Genomic DNA, 17,587 nt, shown 5'->3' on the forward strand with positions numbered 1-17,587 from the left:
CCCATTCGTAGTCAAGAAACCCCCCGTGACCAGGCAGGGAGCCGCATCCCGATGTCCGAGCCGGCAGAGCAGTACGAGATCGACATTCACACGACCGCGGGCAAGATCGCGGACCTCAAGCGCCGTATCGACGAGGCCACGCACGCCGGCTCGGAGCGCGCGGTGGAGAAGCAGCACGCCAAGGGCAAGCTGACCGCGCGCGAGCGGATCGCCCTCCTCCTGGACGAGGACTCGTTCGTGGAGCTGGACGAGCTGGCCCGGCACCGCTCGACCAACTTCGGCCTGGAGAAGAACCGGCCGTACGGAGACGGTGTCGTCACCGGCTACGGCACGGTCGACGGCCGTCCGGTCGCCGTGTTCTCGCAGGACTTCACGGTCTTCGGCGGCGCGCTGGGCGAGACGTACGGCCAGAAGATCATCAAGGTGATGGACTTCGCGCTGAAGACCGGCTGCCCGGTCGTCGGCATCAACGACTCCGGCGGCGCCCGCATCCAGGAGGGCGTGAGCGCGCTCGGCATGTACGGCGAGATCTTCCGCCGCAACACGCACGCCTCCGGGGTGATCCCGCAGATCTCCCTGATCGTCGGCCCCGCCGCGGGCGGCGCGGTGTACTCCCCCGCGATCACCGACTTCACGGTGATGGTGGACCAGACCTCGCACATGTTCATCACCGGTCCGGACGTCATCAAGACGGTGACCGGCGAGGACGTGGGCTTCGAGGAGCTGGGCGGCGCCCGGACGCACAACTCGACGTCCGGCGTGGCGCACCACCTGGCGGGTGACGAGAAGGACGCGATCGAGTACGTCAAGTCCCTTCTCTCGTATCTCCCGTCGAACAACCTCTCGGAGCCGCCGGCCTTCCCGGAGGTCACGGAGACCGGGGTGACGGACGAGGACCGTGAGCTCGACACGCTGATCCCGGACTCGGCGAACCAGCCGTACGACATGCACAAGGTCATCGAGCACGTCCTGGACGACGGCGAGTTCCTGGAGACGCAGGCGCTGTTCGCGCCGAACATCGTGACCGGCTTCGGCCGGGTCGAGGGCTTCCCGGTGGGCGTGGTCGCCAACCAGCCGATGCAGTTCGCCGGCTGCCTGGACATCAACGCCTCGGAGAAGGCCGCGCGGTTCGTCCGCACGTGCGACGCCTTCAACATCCCGGTGCTGACCTTCGTGGACGTGCCGGGCTTCCTGCCGGGCGTGGACCAGGAGTACGGCGGCATCATCCGGCGCGGCGCCAAGCTGATCTACGCGTACGCGGAGGCGACGGTCCCGCTGATCACGGTCATCACCCGGAAGGCCTTCGGCGGCGCGTACGACGTCATGGGCTCCAAGCACCTGGGCGCCGACCTCAACCTGGCGTGGCCGACGGCGCAGATCGCGGTCATGGGCGCGCAGGGCGCGGTGAACATCCTGCACCGCCGCACGATCGCGGAGGCGGAGGCGAACGGCGAGACCGCCGAAGAGATCGAGGCGGTCCGCGCCCGGCTCATCCAGGAGTACGAGGACACCCTGCTCAACCCGTACACCGCCGCGGAGCGCGGCTACGTCGACGGCGTGATCCTGCCGTCGGACACGCGCCCGCAGATCGTCAAGGGCCTGCGTCAGCTCCGTACGAAGCGGGAATCCCTGCCTCCGAAGAAGCACGGCAACATCCCGCTCTAGCCCGTCCGGACCCTCAAGGAGCCGACATGATCAAGGTCGTACGAGGCAACCCGACTCCGGAGGAGTTGGCCGCCGCACTGGCGGTGGTTCAAGCCCGGGCCGCGGCCACGGCGGCGGCGTCCGCCGAGGCGGGCGGCCCGGCGGTACCGGAGGGGTGGTCGGATCCCTCCCGTATCGCGCGGGCGGTGCGGCAGCGGCCGGGCCCGCGGGCCTGGGCGCGGTCGTACTGGCCCGTGTAGCCGTCGCGGCACGCCGAAAGGCCGGACCCCTTGTGCGGGAGGTCCGGCCTTTCGCATGCCGCTTCCTCACGCTCGCGCACGGCGCAGGAAGAGGCCGGAGAGCACGGCTCCGACGGCGACGATCGCGGCGTTGACGAGGACCGCGCGGCCGATGCCGTCGAGGAGCACGGGCGCGGTGACGACGACGGCGCTCATGACCGGCGTGCCCATGGTGATGCCGATCTGCTGGGTCATGGTGGCGAGTCCGGTCGCCATGCCCTGCTCGCCGTCGGGGAGGCCCGAGGTGGCGGTGACCATGAAGCCGACGATCGCGAGCATGTTGCCGACGCCGCCGGCGAAGGTCGCGGCGAGCAGCAGCGCGAGGCCGCCGCGGTCGTCGCCGAGCCCGTACAGGGCGAGCGTGGCGGCGGCCTGGAGGAGCCCGCCGGAGACGAGGGCGGCGCGGGCGCCGAAGCGGCCGATGAAGCGGGAGGCGGCCACTCCGCCGAGGACCGTGCCGGCGCCGAGGACGCCGAAGGACAGTCCGGCGGCGAGCGGGGAGAAGCCCAGGACGTCCTGGAGGTACAGGGTCATCAGGAAGACCAGGGAGGTCTCGGTGACGAAGGCGACGAGCCCGGCGAGGTTGCCCCAGACGACCGTGCGGCGCTTCAGGACGTGGATCGGGACGAGGGGCGAGGCGGCCCGCCGTTCGACGAGGACGAAGGCGACGAGGAGCGCGGCGCCGACCGCGAGGGAGACGAGCGCCGTGGGGTCGGTCCAGCCGTGCTCGCCGGTGACGGTCAGTCCGTAGACGAGGGCGAGGAGCCCGCCGGTGACGGTGGCGGCGCCGGGCACGTCGAGGCGGGGCCGGACGGCGGGGCGGCTCTCCTTCAGGACGGCGGGGGCGACGAGGAGCACGGCGAGGGCCACCGGGACGTTGACGAGGAAGGCCCAGCGCCAGGAGAGCAGGTCGGTGAGGACGCCGCCGAGGATCGCGCCGGTGGTGAAGCCCGCGGACATCAGGGCGCCGTTCAGCCCCAGCGCCTTGGCCCGCAGCGGGCCCTCGGGGAAGGAGGAGGTGAGCAGGGAGAGCCCGGCGGGGGTGACGGCGGCGGTGGCGAGGCCCTGGGCGACGCGGGCGGCCATGAGCGTCTCGGGGCCGCCGGCGAGGCCTCCCACGAGGGAGGAGGCGCCGAGGAGGGCCATGCCGCCGAGGAAGAGGCGGCGGCGCCCGACCAGGTCGGCGACGCGCCCGAAGAGGAGGGTGAATCCGGCCGCGGCGAGGGCGAAGGCGGTGGCGATCCACTGGAGGCCGCCGAGGCCGAAGCCGAGTCCCTCGCCGATGACGGGCAGGGCGACGTTCAGGATCGAGAAGTCGACGGCCAGCATGAACTGGGCGAGGAGGAGGACGACGAGGACGAGCCGCATCCGTCCGGTCATCCGGGCTTCGGCGGGGTCCGTGGAGGCGGAGGCGGGTGTGGACGTGGACGGGGGGAGATCGAGGGCAGCCATGCGTACGACCCCTTAATGGGATATCAGTTCCGTTAAGATGTCCCGTACCGTAGCAGAGTCGACGGCGTTAATGGAACAGGAGACCCATTTGACTGAGAGCCGACCGGCCACGCCCGGCACCACGCGCCCCGGCGGCCGCACCGCCAAGGTCCGCAGGGCGGTCCTCGACGCCACCCTGGAGGCCCTCGCCGACACCGGCTTCCACGCCCTGAACATGGACCGGATCGCCGCGGGCGCCGGCGTCGGCAAGACCACCGTCTACCGCCGCTGGGGCTCCCCCGTCGGCCTGGTCACCGACCTCCTGCACGACATGGCCGAGCAGTCCCTCCCCGCCTCGGACACCGGCACCCTCGCGGGCGACCTGCGGGCCAACGCCGAACTCGTCCGGGCCACCCTCGCCGACCCCCGGATGGGCGCCGTCTTCCGCGCGGTCATCGCCGCCGCGGCCTGCGACGAGGAGTGCGCCCGCGCCCTCGCCGGCTTCTACCGGACCCGGCTCGCCGAATGGGCCCCCGTGGTCACCAAGGGCACGGCGCGCGGCGAGGTCCCGGCGGGGACGGACCCCCTGGAACTGCTCCGCGCCGTCTCCGCGCCGCTCTACTACCGCTTCGCGGTCACCCGCGAGGAGCTCGACGCGGCCGTCGCGGAACGGGCGGTGACGGCGGCGCTGGCGGCCGCGCGGGACGGAGTGTTCGTGGCGGCGCAGGGGCCGTCCCTCCCCGAATAGTCCCTCCGCACCGGGGGCGCCTGAGTATCCGTACTCAGGCGCCCCGCGCCTCCCGCCCGCAGGATCGAAGGCATGCTGTGGTCCGACCCGAAGAACCAGCCGCCGAAGTTCCTGCGCGACATGCAGGCGATGCTCCGCCGCACGGGCGTGCTGCTGGCGCTGGCGATGGTGGTGGCGATGTTCGTGGCCAGCGCCCGCTGACCGCGCGCACAACCGTACGAACGCGCGCGTGCGCTCCGGTCACGCGCGCGCACCTGTGCGACGGGGCCCGGCCACGCGCGCGTGCGTACCCCGCCACTGGCTACGCTGCCCCCATGACTGCTGATCCGCGCCGTGTCGTGCTCGCCTCCGCCTCCCCCGCCCGGCTCGGTCTGCTCCGGCAGGCCGGACTCGCCCCCGAGGTGATCGTGAGCGGCGTCGACGAGGACAGGGTCCACGCCCCGACGCCGGCCGAGCTCGCGCTCGCCCTCGCGGAGGCGAAGGCCGCTCATGTCGCCGCCCGGCCCGAGGTGTTCGGCGCACTCGTCATCGGCTGCGACTCGGTCCTGGAGCTCGACAAGCAGGCCCTCGGCAAGCCGGCCGACGCCGAGGAGGCCACCGCCCGCTGGAAGGCGATGCGCGGCCGGGTCGGCATCCTCCAGACCGGCCACTGCGTCTACGACACGGCCGCCAAGCGCTTCGAGTCGGCGACGGCCTCCACCGTGGTCCGCTTCGGCGAGCCGACGGACGAGGAGATCGCCGCGTACGTGGCGAGCGGCGAACCGCTCCACGTGGCGGGCGCGTTCACCCTGGACGGCCGCTCGGCGCCGTTCATCGACGGCATCGACGGCGACCCGGGCAACGTGATCGGCCTGTCCCTGCCGCTGCTGCGCCGGCTCCTGCGCAAGCTGGACGTCGAGATCACCGCCCTCTGGACCTGACGGCCCGTGAGGGCGCTACGCGGACGCCGGTGCCTCCCCGGGGGCGTCGGCGCCCTTCCCGTACCCCTCGCCGTACGCCACCAGGGTGAGGACGACCAGACCGAGGACGGTCACGAGGAAGGCGAAGGCGCCCCAGCCGATGAGGGCGACGGCGACCGCGCCGAGGACGCCGTGGACGATCGCGCAGCCGATGAGGAGCGCCCGGCCGAAACGGCCCGGGCGGCGGTCGCGGACGCCCGCCAGGAGGGCGACGAGGGCGCAGAGGAGGAGGGCGGCGCCGGAGGCGATGCCGAGGCCCCAGGTGCCGGCGACCATCGCGTCGGGGTCCATGCCGTCGAGGGACATCGACTGGGCCTCCAGGAAGCCCGCCATGACGGCGTTGACGGCGACGATGCCGGGCGCTTCGAGGAAGAGCACCGCGGCCGTCACGAGCGCTATCGGTCTGCGGGCCACCTCGGCCACCCCCTGGATTCGCCTGTTACCGACAGTACGGTCGACAGCGCGAAGGCTACTGGCCGGTAAACCCTCGGACAAGGGTTCGCACACGGCGGGCGACGACGGGAGGCTGACGGACGGTCGGGCAAAGAATCGTTGAGCCATTCGTAGGGACTCCACAAAGAAACCCGAACGGCCCCTGGCCGCGCGAACAGAGACCTGCGCCACACCTCGGAGCTACTGTGCCGTCAAGGAACCCTGCGTACCGTGGTGCGACAAGGGAATTCACGACCCGAGCGGGCCCGTGGTCACGCTCCGTGTGGGCAAGCTCACCACTGGGGACGGGTCGAAAGGCCGTGTCGGCAGTCCCTAAACTCAGCTTGTTTCAAGGAGGGAGCCATCGTGCGCAAGGTGCTCATCGCCAACCGTGGCGAAATCGCTGTCCGTGTGGCCCGGGCGTGCCGGGACGCGGGTATCGGCAGCGTGGCCGTGTACGCCGAGCCGGACCGGGACGCTCTGCACGTCCGGGCGGCCGATGAGGCGTTCGCTCTGGGCGGTGACACTCCGGCCACCAGCTACCTGGACATGGCCAAGGTGCTCCAGGCCGCGAAGGACTCGGGCGCGGACGCCGTCCACCCCGGCTACGGGTTCCTCTCCGAGAACGCGGAGTTCGCCCAGGCCGTTCTGGACGCCGGTCTGACGTGGATCGGCCCGCCGCCGCAGGCGATCCGCGACCTGGGTGACAAGGTCGCCGCCCGTCACATCGCCCAGCGCGCCGGCGCCCCGCTGGTCGCCGGCACCCCGGACCCGGTCTCGGGCGCCGAGGAGGTCGTGGCCTTCGCCGAGGAGCACGGCCTGCCGATCGCCATCAAGGCCGCCTTCGGCGGCGGCGGCCGCGGCCTGAAGGTCGCCCGCACCCTCGAAGAGGTGCCGGAGCTGTACGACTCCGCCGTCCGCGAGGCCGTCGCGGCCTTCGGCCGGGGCGAGTGCTTCGTCGAGCGCTACCTCGACAAGCCCCGCCACGTCGAGACGCAGTGCCTGGCCGACACCCACGGCAACGTGGTCGTCGTCTCGACGCGCGACTGCTCGCTGCAGCGGCGTCACCAGAAGCTGGTCGAGGAGGCCCCCGCGCCGTTCCTGACTCAGGAGCAGAACGAGCAGCTGTACGCGGCCTCGAAGGCGATCCTGAAGGAGGCCGGCTACGTCGGCGCCGGCACGGTCGAGTTCCTCGTCGGCCTCGACGGCACGATCTCCTTCCTGGAGGTCAACACGCGTCTGCAGGTCGAGCACCCGGTGACCGAGGAGGTCACGGGCCTCGACCTGGTGCGGGAGATGTTCCGCATCGCCGACGGCGAGGAGCTCGGCTACGGCGACCCGGAGATCCGGGGTCACTCCTTCGAGTTCCGCATCAACGGCGAGGACCCGGGCCGCAACTTCCTGCCCGCCCCCGGCACGGTCACGCTCTTCGACCCGCCGACCGGCCCCGGCGTCCGCCTCGACGCGGGCGTGGAGTCCGGCTCGGTGATCGGCCCGGCCTGGGACTCGCTCCTGGCCAAGCTGGTCATCACCGGCGCCACCCGCGAGCAGGCGCTCCAGCGCGCCGCCCGCGCCCTGGCGGAGTTCAAGGTCGAGGGCATGGCGACGGCCATCCCGTTCCACCAGGCCGTCGTGGTCGACCCCGCCTTCACCGCCGACCCGTTCCGCGTCCACACCCGCTGGATCGAGACGGAGTTCGTCAACGAGATCAAGCCGTTCGCCCCGGCCGGCGCCGAGGCGGACGAGGACGAGGCGGGCCGCGAGACCATCGTCGTCGAGGTCGGCGGCAAGCGCCTGGAGGTCTCCCTGCCGTCCTCGCTCGGCATGACGCTGGCGCGCACGGGCCTGGCGGCCGGTGCGAAGCCGAAGCGGCGCGCGGCCAAGAAGTCCGGCCCGACCGCCTCCGGCGACACCCTCGCCTCTCCGATGCAGGGCACGATCGTCAAGGTCGCGGTCGAGGAGGGCCAGGAGGTCAAGGAGGGCGACCTGATCGTCGTCCTGGAGGCCATGAAGATGGAGCAGCCCCTCAACGCCCACCGCTCCGGCACCGTCAAGGGCCTGACCGCCGAGGTCGGCGCCTCCGTCACCTCCGGCGCCACCATCTGCGACATCAAGGACTGATCCGTCGAGGACTGATCCGTCGCGACCAGTACGGTACGAAGGGCCCGCAGGCTGCCGCCTGCGGGCCCTTCGTCGAGGGGAGCTCTTTCGCACATGCGCGCCGACGCACGCCGCAACCACGAGCGACTGCTCACCGAGGCCCGCGCCGTCTTCGCGGAGCAGGGCGCGGACGCACCCCTGGAGGAGGTCGCGCGCCGCGCGGGCGTGGGGATCGGCACCCTCTACCGTCACTTCCCCACCCGTGCCGACCTGCTGAACGCGGTCTTCCAGGAGGCGCTGGCCGAACTGCTGGACCGCTCGCGGGAGTTCGAGGAGGCGGACGCGCCGTGCCGGGCGCTGGCGGAGTGGCTGCGGGCGCTGATCGCCCACGCGGGCGAGTACCGGGGGCTGGCGCACGCGCTGATGTCCGCCTCGCACGACCGGGGTTCGGCCCTGGCGCGGTGCAGCGACCCGCTGCGCGCGGCGGGCGAGCGGCTGCTCGAACGGGCCCGGAGGGCGGGGCAGGTGCGCGCCGACGTGTCGATCGGCGACCTGATGCAGCTGACCAACGCGATCGCGCTGGCGGCGGAGCAGTGCCCGGAGGACGCGCTGCTGGCGGACCGCCTGCTCGCGCTGACGCTTCGGGGGCTCGAGGACTGACCGGAGGGGCCGAACGGCGTGGGACCCCTGGGGGAGGGTCCCTCGGACGGCTTCAGCGGCGGCGCATGTCCGCGACCCGGGCCGTGCGCTCCAGCGTCTCCGCGGTCATCGCGCCGCCCGGGCCCCGGAACTGACCGGCCGCCATCCGCCCGCGCTGGACGGGGAGGGGCATGTCACGGCGGGGCCGGGCGCCCGGGGGGAGCTGCTCACCGCCGGCGGGACCGGCCGCCGCGCCCGTACCGGCGACGGCGATCTGCACGCCCTGGTCGGCGAGGGCCTGGAGCTCGGTGGCGGCCCGCTCGTCGTGGGCGGGGGGCTCGTCGGTCACCAGGCGGGTGATGACGTCCGTCGGCACCGTCTGGAACATGGTGTCGGAGCCGAGCTTGGTGTGGTCGGCGAGGACCACGACCTCGGCCGCCGCCTGCACGAGCGCCCGGTCCACGCTCGCGGAGAGCATGTTGGACGTGGACAGGCCGCGCTCGGCGGTCAGACCGCTGCCGGAGAGGAAGGCCCGGGAGACCCGGAGCCCCTGGAGCGACTGCTCGGCCCCGCTGCCCACGAGGGCGTAGTTGGAGCCGCGCAGGGTGCCGCCGGTCATGACGACCTCGACCCGGTTGGCGTGGGCGAGGGCCTGGGCGACGAGCAGGGAGTTGGTGACGACGGTGAGGCCGGGGACGCGGGCGAGCCGGCGGGCCAGCTCCTGCGTGGTGGTCCCGGCGCCGACGACGATGGCCTCACCCTCTTCGACGAGGCCGGCGGCGACGTCGGCGATGGCCGTCTTCTCCGCCGTGGCGAGATGGGATTTCTGCGGGAAGCCGGATTCTCGCGTGAATCCGCCCGGCAACACCGCACCGCCGTGGCGGCGGTCGAGGAGTCCTTCTGCCTCCAGGGCCCGTACGTCTCTCCGTACGGTCACTTCAGAGGTCTGGACGACGCGGGCGAGCTCGCGGAGCGACACGGCCCCATTGGCTCGCACCATTTCGAGGATCAACTGGCGACGTTCTGCAGCGAACACGAAACTGACAGTAACGTGACCGGCCGATAGTTTTCAGCACTATGCGCCGAATTGCAGAAGATGCGCACGGACGGGGTCTCCAAGTGGTATGGGAGACCCCGTCGTTGATCGTCGTATGCCCCGCCTTGCCGGGGGTTGTCCGAGTCGGCGAACCGTTCCCGCAGGCGGGGGCCCGGCCCGGGCGCGACCTCAGGCCTCGCCGGTCGCCTTTCGGGTGTGCAACTGCCGTGCCACTTCCGCGATCGAGCCCGACAGGGAGGGGTACACGGTGAAAGCGTTTGCGATCTGTTCGACCGTCAGATTGTTGTCGACCGCGATCGAGATCGGATGGATCAGTTCGCTCGCCTTCGGCGCGACGACGCAGCCGCCGACCACGATGCCGGTGCCCGGACGGCAGAAGATCTTCACGAAGCCGTCCCGGATGCCCTGCATCTTCGCGCGCGGGTTGCGCAGCAGCGGCAGCTTGACGACCTTGGCGTCGATCTTGCCCGCGTCCACGTCGGCCTGGGTGTAGCCGACGGTGGCGATCTCGGGGTCGGTGAAGACGTTCGAGGAGACCGTCTTCAGGTTGAGCGGGGCCACCGCGTCGCCGAGGAAGTGGTACATCGCGATCCGGCCCTGCATGGCGGCGACCGAGGCCAGCGCGAAGACGCCCGTGACGTCGCCGGCCGCGTAGACGCCGGGGGCGGTCGTACGGGAGACCTTGTCGGTCCAGATGTGACCGGAGTCCTTCAGCCGGACCCCCGCCTCCTCCAGACCCATTCCGGCCGAGTTCGGGATCGCGCCGACCGCCATCAGGCAGTGGGTGCCGGAGATGACCCGGCCGTCGGAGAGGGTGACCTCGACGCGGTCGCCGACCCGCTTCGCGGACTCGGCGCGGGAGCGGGCCATGACGTTCATGCCGCGGCGCCGGAAGACGTCCTCCAGGACGGCGGCGGCGTCCGGGTCCTCGCCGGGCAGGACGCGGTCGCGGGAGGAGACGAGCGTGACCCGGGAGCCGAGCGCCTGGTAGGCACCGGCGAACTCGGCGCCGGTGACGCCGGAGCCGACCACGATGAGCTCCTCGGGGAGCTCCTTCAGGTCGTAGACCTGGGTCCAGTTCAGGATGCGCTCGCCGTCCGGCTTGGCGTCGGGCACCTCGCGGGGGTGGCCGCCGGTCGCGATCAGCACGGCGTCGGCGGTCAGCGTCTCCTCGGTGCCGTCGGCGGCGGTGACGACCACCTGGCGGGAGCCGTCCATCGCCTGCCGCCCGTCCAGCCGGCCGCGGCCGCGCAGGACCCGGGCGCCGGCCCGGGTGACGGAGGCGGTGATGTCGTGGGACTGGGCGAGCGCGAGGCGCTTCACCCGTCGGTTCACCTTGCCGAGGTCCACGCCGACGACCCGGGCGGCCTGCTCGATGTGCGGGGTGTCGTCCGCCACGATGATGCCCAGCTCCTCGTAGGAGGAGTCGAAGGTGGTCATCACCTCGGCGGTGGCGATCAGGGTCTTGGAGGGGACGCAGTCGGTCAGGACGGAGGCGCCGCCGAGTCCGTCGGTGTCGACGACGGTCACCTCCGCGCCGAGTTGGGCGCCCACCAGGGCCGCCTCGTATCCGCCGGGTCCGCCGCCGATGATCACGATCCGGGTCACTGGGATCTACGCCTCGCGCTCTCGTTCTGCCGGGGAGTCCCCCCGCTGGGATGCAGTGCGTACGCCATTGTCCCGCACGCTTCAAGTGCGTAGCCCATTCTCCCGCACTCCCGGCGCGCCCTCGCGCCGGGGCCCGCGGAGGGGGCGCGCGGGCGTCCGGACGGGGCCCGCGCCGGGGTCCGTCCGGCCCCACCTCGGGTTTCGCCGGACATCCCGCGCCCTCCCGTACCCTCGGTCCCATGTCGCTCTACGCCGCTTTCGCCGGCAACCTCGACGCACGGCTGATGAGCCGCCGCGCACCGCACTCCCCGCTGCGCGGCACCGGCTGGCTGAACGGCTGGCGGCTCACCTTCGGCGGCGAGCAGATGGGCTGGGAGGGAGCGCTGGCCACGATCGTGGAGGCCCCGCGCTCCCAGGTCTTCGTGGCGCTGTACGACATCGCGCCGATGGACGAGGACTCCATGGACCGGTGGGAGGGCGTGGGCCTCGACATCTACCGGCGGATGCGGGTGCGGGTGCACACCCTGGACGGCGAGGAGCCGGCCTGGGTGTACGTCCTCAACGCGTACGAGGGCGGCCTGCCGTCCGCGCGGTACCTGGGAGAGGTCGCCGACGCGGCCGAGTCGGCGGGCGCGCCGCACGACTACGTGATGGAGTTGCGCAAGCGCCCCTGCTGAACCGGTCCGCCCCCGGCGGGCCCGGCGCTCCGTCCGGGTGACCGATTTCCGCCGTTCGTCGGAAACGACAAGACAACGATCACATGTCCGTCAGCATCGTCATCTACGCGCGTAGGAATTCTCCGGCTACGCTGCTGCGCGTACCAAATCCGTCCGGGGTTCCCCTCGGACCCCCCTCCCCGAGGCGAGAGAGTTAGTGAACGCAACTGCCACCCCGTACGAGGCCGCCGAGGCCGCTGCCGCACGTCTTCGCGAGCTGACCGGTGTCGAGAACCACGACGTCGCCCTGGTCATGGGCTCCGGCTGGGCGCCCGCCGTCGACGCCCTCGGCGCCCCCGAGGCCGAGTTCCCGGTGACCGAGCTCCCCGGCTTCCCGCCGCCGGCCGTCGAGGGCCACGGCGGCAAGGTCCGCTCGTACAAGATCGGTGAGAAGCGCGCGCTGGTCTTCCTCGGCCGCACCCACTTCTACGAGGGCCGGGGCGTCGCCTCCGTCGCCCACGGCGTCCGCACCGCCGTCGCCGCCGGCTGCAAGACCGTCGTCCTGACCAACGGCTGCGGCGGCCTCCGCGAGGGCATGCGCCCCGGCCAGCCGGTCCTCATCAGCGACCACATCAACCTGACGGCCGCCTCCCCGATCGTCGGCGCGAACTTCGTCGACCTCACCGACCTGTACTCGCCGCGGCTGCGCGCGCTGTGCAAGGAGGTCGACGAGACGCTGGAGGAGGGCGTGTACGTCCAGTTCCCCGGCCCGCACTACGAGACCCCGGCCGAGATCAACATGGTCCGCGTCCTGGGCGGCGACCTCGTCGGCATGTCCACCGTCCTGGAGGCCATCGCGGCCCGCGAGGCCGGCGCCGAGGTCCTCGGCATCTCCCTCGTCACCAACCTGGCCGCGGGGCTCTCGGGCGAGCCGCTGAACCACGAGGAGGTGCTCCAGGCGGGGCGCGACTCGGCGGCGCGGATGGGTGAGCTGCTGACGCGGGTCCTCGACCGGATCTGAGTTCTTCCGGCGCTCCTCGCACCGATCGGCCCCGGGGGGCCGGCCGGGCTCCGGAGCGCCGCGGCGGCTCCGGCCGCCGGGCCGTCCGGCTCGCCGGCACCCGCCGCGCGGGGCCTCCTCCCCACCCTCCCCTCCGCCCGGCGGCGCGGGACACCCCTTCCCGTGACCGGGGCTCCGCCCCCGGCCCCCACGCCCCGGACGCCGGCCGTCCGGCCCGTCCGACGTCGGAGGACCCGGCCGCAGGCCGTACGGGGCCCGGGGTCCCGCCCCCGGTTTCGGGAAGGGGCGGGGTGGGGGAAGGCTCCGCGCAGCGGCCACCGCACGCCCCGCCGGCCCGCCCCCGCCCCTCCGCCCGCACCTCCGAAAGGCACATCACCGTGACGCAGGACGACCTCCTCGCCCGGGCCCAGGCGTGGCTCGCCGAGGATCCCGACCAGGAGACCCGCGACGAGCTCGCCGCGCTCCTCGACCGCAACGCCACCGACGAACTCGCCGCCCGCTTCGGCGGCACCCTGCAGTTCGGCACCGCCGGCCTCCGCGGCGAGCTCGGCGCCGGGCCCATGCGGATGAACCGCTCGGTCGTCATCCGGGCCGCCGCCGGCCTCGCCGCGTACCTGAAGGCGAAGGGAGAGACCGGCGGTCTCGTCGTCATCGGCTACGACGCCCGCTACAAGTCGGCCGACTTCGCCCGGGACACCGCCGCCGTGATGACGGGCGCCGGGCTGCGCGCCGCGCTGCTCCCCCGTCCGCTGCCGACGCCCGTCCTCGCGTACGCCATAAGGCACCTGGGCGCCGTCGCCGGCGTCGAGGTCACCGCGAGCCACAACCCGCCGCGCGACAACGGCTACAAGGTCTACCTGGGCGACGGTTCGCAGATCGTGCCGCCGGCCGACGCGGAGATCGCCGCCGAGATCGCCGCGGTCCGCTCGCTGGACGACGTGCCGCGCCCCACCGAGGGCTGGGAGACCCTGGGCGACGAGGTCCTGGACGCCTACCTGGAGCGCACGGACGCCGTCCTGACCCCCGGCTCCCCCCGCACCGCGCGGACCGTCTACACGGCCATGCACGGCGTCGGCAAGGAGGTCCTGACGGCCGCCTTCGGCCGGGCCGGCTTCCCGCCGCCCGCGCTCGTCGCCGAGCAGGCCGACCCGGACCCGGCCTTCCCGACGGTCGCCTTCCCCAATCCGGAGGAGCCGGGCGCCATGGACCTGGCCTTCGAGGCCGCCCGCGCCGTGGACCCCGACATCGTGATCGCCAACGACCCCGACGCCGACCGCTGCGCCGTGGCCGTCCCGGACGCCTCCGTCGACGGCGGCTGGCGGATGCTCCGCGGCGACGAGGTGGGCGCGCTGCTCGCCGCGCACCTGGTGCACAAGGGCGCCACCGGCGTGTTCGCCGAGTCGATCGTGTCGTCCTCGCTGCTCGGCCGCATCGCCGAGGCGGCGGGCGTCGGCTACGAGGAGACGCTGACCGGCTTCAAGTGGATCGCCCGCGTCGACGGCCTGCGGTACGGCTACGAGGAGGCGCTCGGCTACTGCGTCGACCCGGAGGGCGTCCGCGACAAGGACGGCATCACCGCGGCGCTGCTCGTCACCGAGCTGGCCTCGGTGCTCAAGGAGCAGGGCCGGACGCTCACCGACCTGCTCGACGACCTGGCGGTCGCGCACGGGCTGCACGCCACGGACCAGCTGTCGGTGCGCGTCGAGGACCTGGGGATCATCGCGAACGCGATGGCCGCGCTGCGCGAGCGGCCGCCGGTCTCCCTCGCCGGCCTGACGGTCGTCTCGGCCGAGGACCTGACGAAGGGCACGGAGACGCTGCCGCCGACGGACGGGCTGCGCTACCACCTGGAGGGCGACTACAAGGCCCGGGTGATCGTCCGCCCGAGCGGCACCGAGCCCAAGCTCAAGTGCTACCTGGAGGTCGTCGTCCCGGTCGCCGACGCGAGCGAACTGGCGGCGGCCCGCGCGACGGGCGCCGGACTGCTGGCCGCGATCAAGCGGGACCTGTCCGAGGCCGCCGGGCTGTAGGGCGCGGATACGCGGGTACGCAGACACGCGGATACGCGGAAGGGCCGGTGCGGAAGCGATTCCGTACCGGCCCTTCGGCGTGCGGGCCCTGGATCCGAGACCCTGGATCCGAGCTCCTGGGTCCAGGATCCGAGGTACTGGATCCGAGGTACCGGATCCAGGATCCAGCTCAGCCCGTCGCGACCAGGATCACGAGCAGCAGCAGCCCGGCCAGCGCGGGGCCGACGATCTCGTACGCCCAGCGCACCCGCGGCTCGCCCTGCGCGCCCGGGGCCGTGGCGCGCAGCTCGGCGAGCTCGCGCAGCTCGGCGACGGTCTTGTCGCTCGGCGCGAGCCGGGAGGCGTTGTCCCGTACGTCGGCGGTGACGGAGGTACGGCCGTGCGGGTCGTCCTGGGAGGCGCGGGCGGCGCTGCGGGCGGCCTTCTTCCGCTGGCGCAGCGAGACGGGGATCGCCCACAGCTGGTACTTGGCGCCCTCCTGCGTGAAGACCTCGCTGGAGTAGCCGGCGCGGACGTCGGCGACCGAGGCCCAGGGCAGCGTGATCGACCGGAACGGGTTGCGGATCCGGAGCCGGTCCTCGTTCGTGTACACGGCGGGCCGGATCGTGAAGGCGACGATCAGCGGGACGGCGAGGACGAGGCTCGCGAGCGCGAACCAGGGCGTGCGGCCCTCTCCGCGGGCCATCGCGTCCGCGGCGAACAGGGCCGCGAGGAGCAGCAGGAAGACCCCGCTCGCGACGCCGAGGGGCGACCGGTGGACCTTGTCGGCGGAGGCGGGCGCGGCGGAGGCCTGCCCGCCGGGGGTCTGCCCCGCGGACGGCTGCTCGGGGGTCGACTCGCGGCTCGGCTCGTGGCTGGGCTCGGGGGTCGGCTCGGGGGTCGTCATGCCGCCGATTGTGCCTCAGCGGGCGGGGTGGGGGCTCAGGCGGCCCGCGCGGCCACCAGATCCGCGTACACGATGATGTTGTCGGGGCGGTGGCCGTCGACCAGCTCCCCGCCGCAGGTGACGAGGCGCAGCTCGGGGCGGGTGGTGTTCCCGTACACCTTGGCCGTCGGGAAGGCGTCCTTGTCGACCTGCTCCAGCTCCCGGACCCGGAAGACGGCGGTCGTGCCGTCGGCGCGGGTGACGGTGATCTCGCCGCCGACCCGGACGCGGGAGACGTTCTTGAGGACGGCCGGGCCGCGGGCGGTGTCGAAGTGGCCGATGAGGACGGCGGGGCCGGTCTCGCCGGGCGTGACGCCCTTGTCGTACCAGCCGATGCGGTCGGCGTCCGCGACCGGGGGGACCTCGACGGTGCCGTCGGGGTTCAGTCCGAGGGAGAGGACGGGGCCGGTGTCGACCCCGGCGGCGGGGATCCGGACGCGGACGGGCGCGGAGCGTGCCAGCGGCTCGGCCGCGAGCTGTCCGGCCGGGGCGGGCAGGGCGGTCGGCGTGACGCGCGGGGCGGGGACCGCCGGCCGCGCGGAGGCGGCCGCGGGGTCGGCGGGGGCGGCGCAGCCGGAGAGCGCGAGGGCGGCCGTGGCGCCGGCCAGGGCGAGGAGGAGGGGGCGGCGGGTCATGGGCGTGCTCCGGGAAGAGGGTGCGGCGGGCCGCCTGAGGAGGAGGGCGGCCCGCCGGGGGTGTGCGGCGCTGTGAGGGGTGTGCCGCGTGGGGTTGCTCGGGGTCAGCCGCGGACGGCGGCGCGACGGCGGCGCAGGGTGGTGAAGCCGAGGCCGGCGACGACCAGGGCGGCACCCGCGGAGGAGGCGAGCAGCGCGTCGTCGTTGTCCTGCTCGACGGTGCCGAAGTCGGCGCCGGCGGCGACGCCGCCCTTCGGGACGACGCTGGTCTGGCCGCCCTGGGCGTCGGTCTGCGGGGCGTGGGTGGCCGGGGCGGTGGGCGTGGCGGTGGTGCCGCAGTTCTCGGGGAGCTTCGGGAAGTCGTTCCAGCGGTACGGCGCGGTGTCGCCGCCGTTGGTGTGCTGCCCGAAGCGCGGGGTGCGGGTGTCGGCGCGCACGATCTTCGAGCCCGGACCGGTCGGGCCGGGGTGGGCGCGGTCGACCGTGTCCAGGACCTTGCCCTTCTCGTCCTCGAGGACGGCCTTGGGGCCCTTCTCCAGGTCGTTGGTGAGGGTGACGGTCCAGCCGCCTCCGTAGGAGGAGGCGATGACCTCGGTGACGGTGCACGGGCCGACGGCGGTGGGGCCGCTGATGACCGGGGCGGGCGACCGGGTGGCCGCGGGCTTCGAGGGCCCGGTCGGGGAGGGAGTCGCCTCGGGGGTGCCGGTGCTCTTGCCGAGGTACTCGGGCTTGCCCTGCTCGGCGGCGCCGGGGACGTGGGCGGCGAATCCGCCGTCGGCCTCCAGGACCACCACGGCCTTCCCGTAGGTCCACACCGAGCGGACCGGGTGGTAGGCGTAGGAGAAGCCGCGGCCCTTGCCGGCCCCGTCGATCAGCTGGAAGCCGAAACGGCCGTCCGCCGGGTTCTTGCCGAGCTCCACGACGGTGCCGTCGGCCAGCCGGTACAGGCCGAGGGGGGCGGGCGAGACAAGGTCGCCCCGCCACGCGAGCGTGCGGCCGTCCGCGAAGAGGACGAGGTAGTCGCCGTTGTCGTTGCCTGCCGTGGCGCGGTTGCCCGTCTCGAGCGTGCCGATCGACCGGCCGTTCTTGAAGCTCTCGGCGCGGTACCAGGCCGGGCCGAGCTTGTAGACCTTGACGACGGTGCCGTTGTGGAGGGTCTCGGTGCGGACGAGGGTGCCCTGCGCGGCGCCGGCCGTGCCCCCGGCCCCGGCCCCGGTGTCGGCCCGCTTCGCTTCGGAGGTGCTCACGGCCACCGGGCCGTCGGCGGCGAAGGCGGCGCCGGTGGCGAGGGCCGGGGCGGTGATCGCGATGCCCGCGACGAGGGCGGTGGCGATGGCGGTGCGAAGGGCGGTGCGCATAACGACTCCTGTGAGGTCAGGCAGGTGGGTGGGAGAGTCGCATGC

At 73.3% G+C, this 17,587-nt stretch carries 17 protein-coding genes; 10 read left to right on the plus strand and 7 right to left on the minus strand.

Annotated elements, in window-relative coordinates; all coding sequences use genetic code 11:
- Positions 1-51: 51 nt before the first annotated feature.
- Together ACFYUZ_RS13220 and ACFYUZ_RS13225 are read left to right on the plus strand one after the other, a co-directional pair.
- The gene (locus tag ACFYUZ_RS13220; protein ID WP_389308411.1) at positions 52-1,665 is read left to right on the plus strand and encodes an acyl-CoA carboxylase subunit beta; all 1,614 of its coding nucleotides are present in this window, start codon (positions 52-54) and stop codon (positions 1,663-1,665) included.
- 26 nt (positions 1,666-1,691) lie between these two features.
- Complete coding sequence (locus ACFYUZ_RS13225) at positions 1,692-1,904, plus strand: acyl-CoA carboxylase epsilon subunit (protein ID WP_030687388.1); 213 nt, start codon at positions 1,692-1,694, stop codon at positions 1,902-1,904.
- A 66-nt stretch (positions 1,905-1,970) separates the two neighbouring features.
- Here ACFYUZ_RS13225 and ACFYUZ_RS13230 read toward each other — a convergent pair whose 3' ends face one another.
- Entirely contained in the window at positions 1,971-3,395 is a 1,425-nt protein-coding gene (locus ACFYUZ_RS13230) for an MFS transporter (RefSeq protein ID WP_389308413.1), read from the minus strand.
- A 37-nt stretch (positions 3,396-3,432) separates the two neighbouring features.
- Between ACFYUZ_RS13230 and ACFYUZ_RS13235 the strand changes: the two genes are divergently transcribed.
- The 3 genes from ACFYUZ_RS13235 (at position 3,433) to ACFYUZ_RS13245 (ending at position 5,042) form a co-directional block, all read left to right on the plus strand.
- On the plus strand, positions 3,433-4,122 hold the full coding sequence (locus ACFYUZ_RS13235; protein WP_389308415.1) for a TetR/AcrR family transcriptional regulator: 690 nt from the start codon (positions 3,433-3,435) through the stop codon (positions 4,120-4,122).
- 72 nt (positions 4,123-4,194) lie between these two features.
- Positions 4,195-4,323, plus strand: a complete 129-nt coding sequence (mmpB, locus tag ACFYUZ_RS13240; RefSeq protein WP_093874383.1) for a morphogenic membrane protein MmpB — start codon at positions 4,195-4,197, stop codon at positions 4,321-4,323.
- A 113-nt stretch (positions 4,324-4,436) separates the two neighbouring features.
- On the plus strand, positions 4,437-5,042 hold the full coding sequence (locus ACFYUZ_RS13245; protein ID WP_389308417.1) for a nucleoside triphosphate pyrophosphatase: 606 nt from the start codon (positions 4,437-4,439) through the stop codon (positions 5,040-5,042).
- A gap of 15 nt (positions 5,043-5,057) precedes the next feature.
- On the opposite strand, the gene ACFYUZ_RS13250 is transcribed toward ACFYUZ_RS13245, so the two are convergent.
- The gene (locus ACFYUZ_RS13250) at positions 5,058-5,495 is read right to left on the minus strand and encodes a hypothetical protein (RefSeq protein ID WP_389308418.1); all 438 of its coding nucleotides are present in this window, start codon (positions 5,493-5,495) and stop codon (positions 5,058-5,060) included.
- 384 nt (positions 5,496-5,879) lie between these two features.
- Between ACFYUZ_RS13250 and ACFYUZ_RS13255 the strand changes: the two genes are divergently transcribed.
- Together ACFYUZ_RS13255 and ACFYUZ_RS13260 are read left to right on the plus strand one after the other, a co-directional pair.
- Positions 5,880-7,634 carry an acetyl/propionyl/methylcrotonyl-CoA carboxylase subunit alpha gene (locus ACFYUZ_RS13255; protein WP_389308420.1) on the plus strand — a complete coding sequence of 585 codons (1,755 nt, stop codon included), beginning with the start codon at positions 5,880-5,882 and terminating at the stop codon, positions 7,632-7,634.
- 93 nt (positions 7,635-7,727) lie between these two features.
- Positions 7,728-8,273, plus strand: coding sequence for a TetR/AcrR family transcriptional regulator (locus tag ACFYUZ_RS13260; protein WP_389308422.1), 546 nt, complete (start codon positions 7,728-7,730; stop codon positions 8,271-8,273).
- Positions 8,274-8,325: 52 nt separating this feature from the next.
- On the opposite strand, the gene ACFYUZ_RS13265 is transcribed toward ACFYUZ_RS13260, so the two are convergent.
- Together ACFYUZ_RS13265 and ACFYUZ_RS13270 are read right to left on the minus strand one after the other, a co-directional pair.
- Positions 8,326-9,252: a DeoR/GlpR family DNA-binding transcription regulator gene (locus ACFYUZ_RS13265; protein WP_389308423.1), complete on the minus strand. Its 927-nt coding sequence runs from the start codon at positions 9,250-9,252 to the stop codon at positions 8,326-8,328.
- A 225-nt stretch (positions 9,253-9,477) separates the two neighbouring features.
- Positions 9,478-10,917: an NAD(P)H-quinone dehydrogenase gene (locus ACFYUZ_RS13270; RefSeq protein ID WP_123455044.1), complete on the minus strand. Its 1,440-nt coding sequence runs from the start codon at positions 10,915-10,917 to the stop codon at positions 9,478-9,480.
- Between the two features lie 239 nt (positions 10,918-11,156).
- Here ACFYUZ_RS13270 and ACFYUZ_RS13275 point away from each other — a divergent pair, with 239 nt between their 5' ends.
- From ACFYUZ_RS13275 to ACFYUZ_RS13285, 3 genes are all read left to right on the plus strand, one after another.
- Positions 11,157-11,594 carry a gamma-glutamylcyclotransferase gene (locus ACFYUZ_RS13275; protein WP_017239758.1) on the plus strand — a complete coding sequence of 146 codons (438 nt, stop codon included), beginning with the start codon at positions 11,157-11,159 and terminating at the stop codon, positions 11,592-11,594.
- A gap of 196 nt (positions 11,595-11,790) precedes the next feature.
- Positions 11,791-12,594, plus strand: coding sequence for a purine-nucleoside phosphorylase (locus ACFYUZ_RS13280; RefSeq protein ID WP_123455042.1), 804 nt, complete (start codon positions 11,791-11,793; stop codon positions 12,592-12,594).
- Between the two features lie 377 nt (positions 12,595-12,971).
- The gene (locus ACFYUZ_RS13285) at positions 12,972-14,624 is read left to right on the plus strand and encodes a phospho-sugar mutase (protein WP_389308425.1); all 1,653 of its coding nucleotides are present in this window, start codon (positions 12,972-12,974) and stop codon (positions 14,622-14,624) included.
- A gap of 169 nt (positions 14,625-14,793) precedes the next feature.
- Here ACFYUZ_RS13285 and ACFYUZ_RS13290 read toward each other — a convergent pair whose 3' ends face one another.
- From ACFYUZ_RS13290 to ACFYUZ_RS13300, 3 genes are all read right to left on the minus strand, one after another.
- Positions 14,794-15,510, minus strand: a complete 717-nt coding sequence (locus tag ACFYUZ_RS13290; RefSeq protein ID WP_389308427.1) for a PH domain-containing protein — start codon at positions 15,508-15,510, stop codon at positions 14,794-14,796.
- A 35-nt stretch (positions 15,511-15,545) separates the two neighbouring features.
- Positions 15,546-16,184 carry a class F sortase gene (locus tag ACFYUZ_RS13295; RefSeq protein WP_389308429.1) on the minus strand — a complete coding sequence of 213 codons (639 nt, stop codon included), beginning with the start codon at positions 16,182-16,184 and terminating at the stop codon, positions 15,546-15,548.
- Between the two features lie 104 nt (positions 16,185-16,288).
- The gene (locus ACFYUZ_RS13300; RefSeq protein ID WP_389308431.1) at positions 16,289-17,542 is read right to left on the minus strand and encodes a hypothetical protein; all 1,254 of its coding nucleotides are present in this window, start codon (positions 17,540-17,542) and stop codon (positions 16,289-16,291) included.
- Positions 17,543-17,587: the final 45 nt, after the last annotated feature.

The organism is Streptomyces sp. NPDC004266 (assembly GCF_042874095.1).
Taxonomy (GTDB): Bacteria; Actinomycetota; Actinomycetes; order Streptomycetales; family Streptomycetaceae; genus Streptomyces.

Bases quoted from the DNA above. Each gene is read 5' to 3' on its own strand.
- ACFYUZ_RS13220 (WP_389308411.1), top strand. From the start codon at position 52: ATGTCCGAGCCGGCAGAGCAGTACGAGATCGACATTCACACGACCGCG.
- mmpB (WP_093874383.1), top strand. From the start codon at position 4,195: ATGCTGTGGTCCGACCCGAAGAACCAGCCGCCGAAGTTCCTGCGCGAC.
- ACFYUZ_RS13260 (WP_389308422.1), top strand. From the start codon at position 7,728: ATGCGCGCCGACGCACGCCGCAACCACGAGCGACTGCTCACCGAGGCC.
- ACFYUZ_RS13290 (WP_389308427.1), bottom strand. From the start codon at position 15,510: ATGACGACCCCCGAGCCGACCCCCGAGCCCAGCCACGAGCCGAGCCGC.
- ACFYUZ_RS13265 (WP_389308423.1), bottom strand. From the start codon at position 9,252: ATGGTGCGAGCCAATGGGGCCGTGTCGCTCCGCGAGCTCGCCCGCGTC.
- ACFYUZ_RS13295 (WP_389308429.1), bottom strand. From the start codon at position 16,184: ATGACCCGCCGCCCCCTCCTCCTCGCCCTGGCCGGCGCCACGGCCGCC.
- ACFYUZ_RS13275 (WP_017239758.1), top strand. From the start codon at position 11,157: ATGTCGCTCTACGCCGCTTTCGCCGGCAACCTCGACGCACGGCTGATG.
- ACFYUZ_RS13225 (WP_030687388.1), top strand. From the start codon at position 1,692: ATGATCAAGGTCGTACGAGGCAACCCGACTCCGGAGGAGTTGGCCGCC.
- ACFYUZ_RS13235 (WP_389308415.1), top strand. From the start codon at position 3,433: ATGTCCCGTACCGTAGCAGAGTCGACGGCGTTAATGGAACAGGAGACC.
- ACFYUZ_RS13300 (WP_389308431.1), bottom strand. From the start codon at position 17,542: ATGCGCACCGCCCTTCGCACCGCCATCGCCACCGCCCTCGTCGCGGGC.
- ACFYUZ_RS13230 (WP_389308413.1), bottom strand. From the start codon at position 3,395: ATGGCTGCCCTCGATCTCCCCCCGTCCACGTCCACACCCGCCTCCGCC.
- ACFYUZ_RS13245 (WP_389308417.1), top strand. From the start codon at position 4,437: ATGACTGCTGATCCGCGCCGTGTCGTGCTCGCCTCCGCCTCCCCCGCC.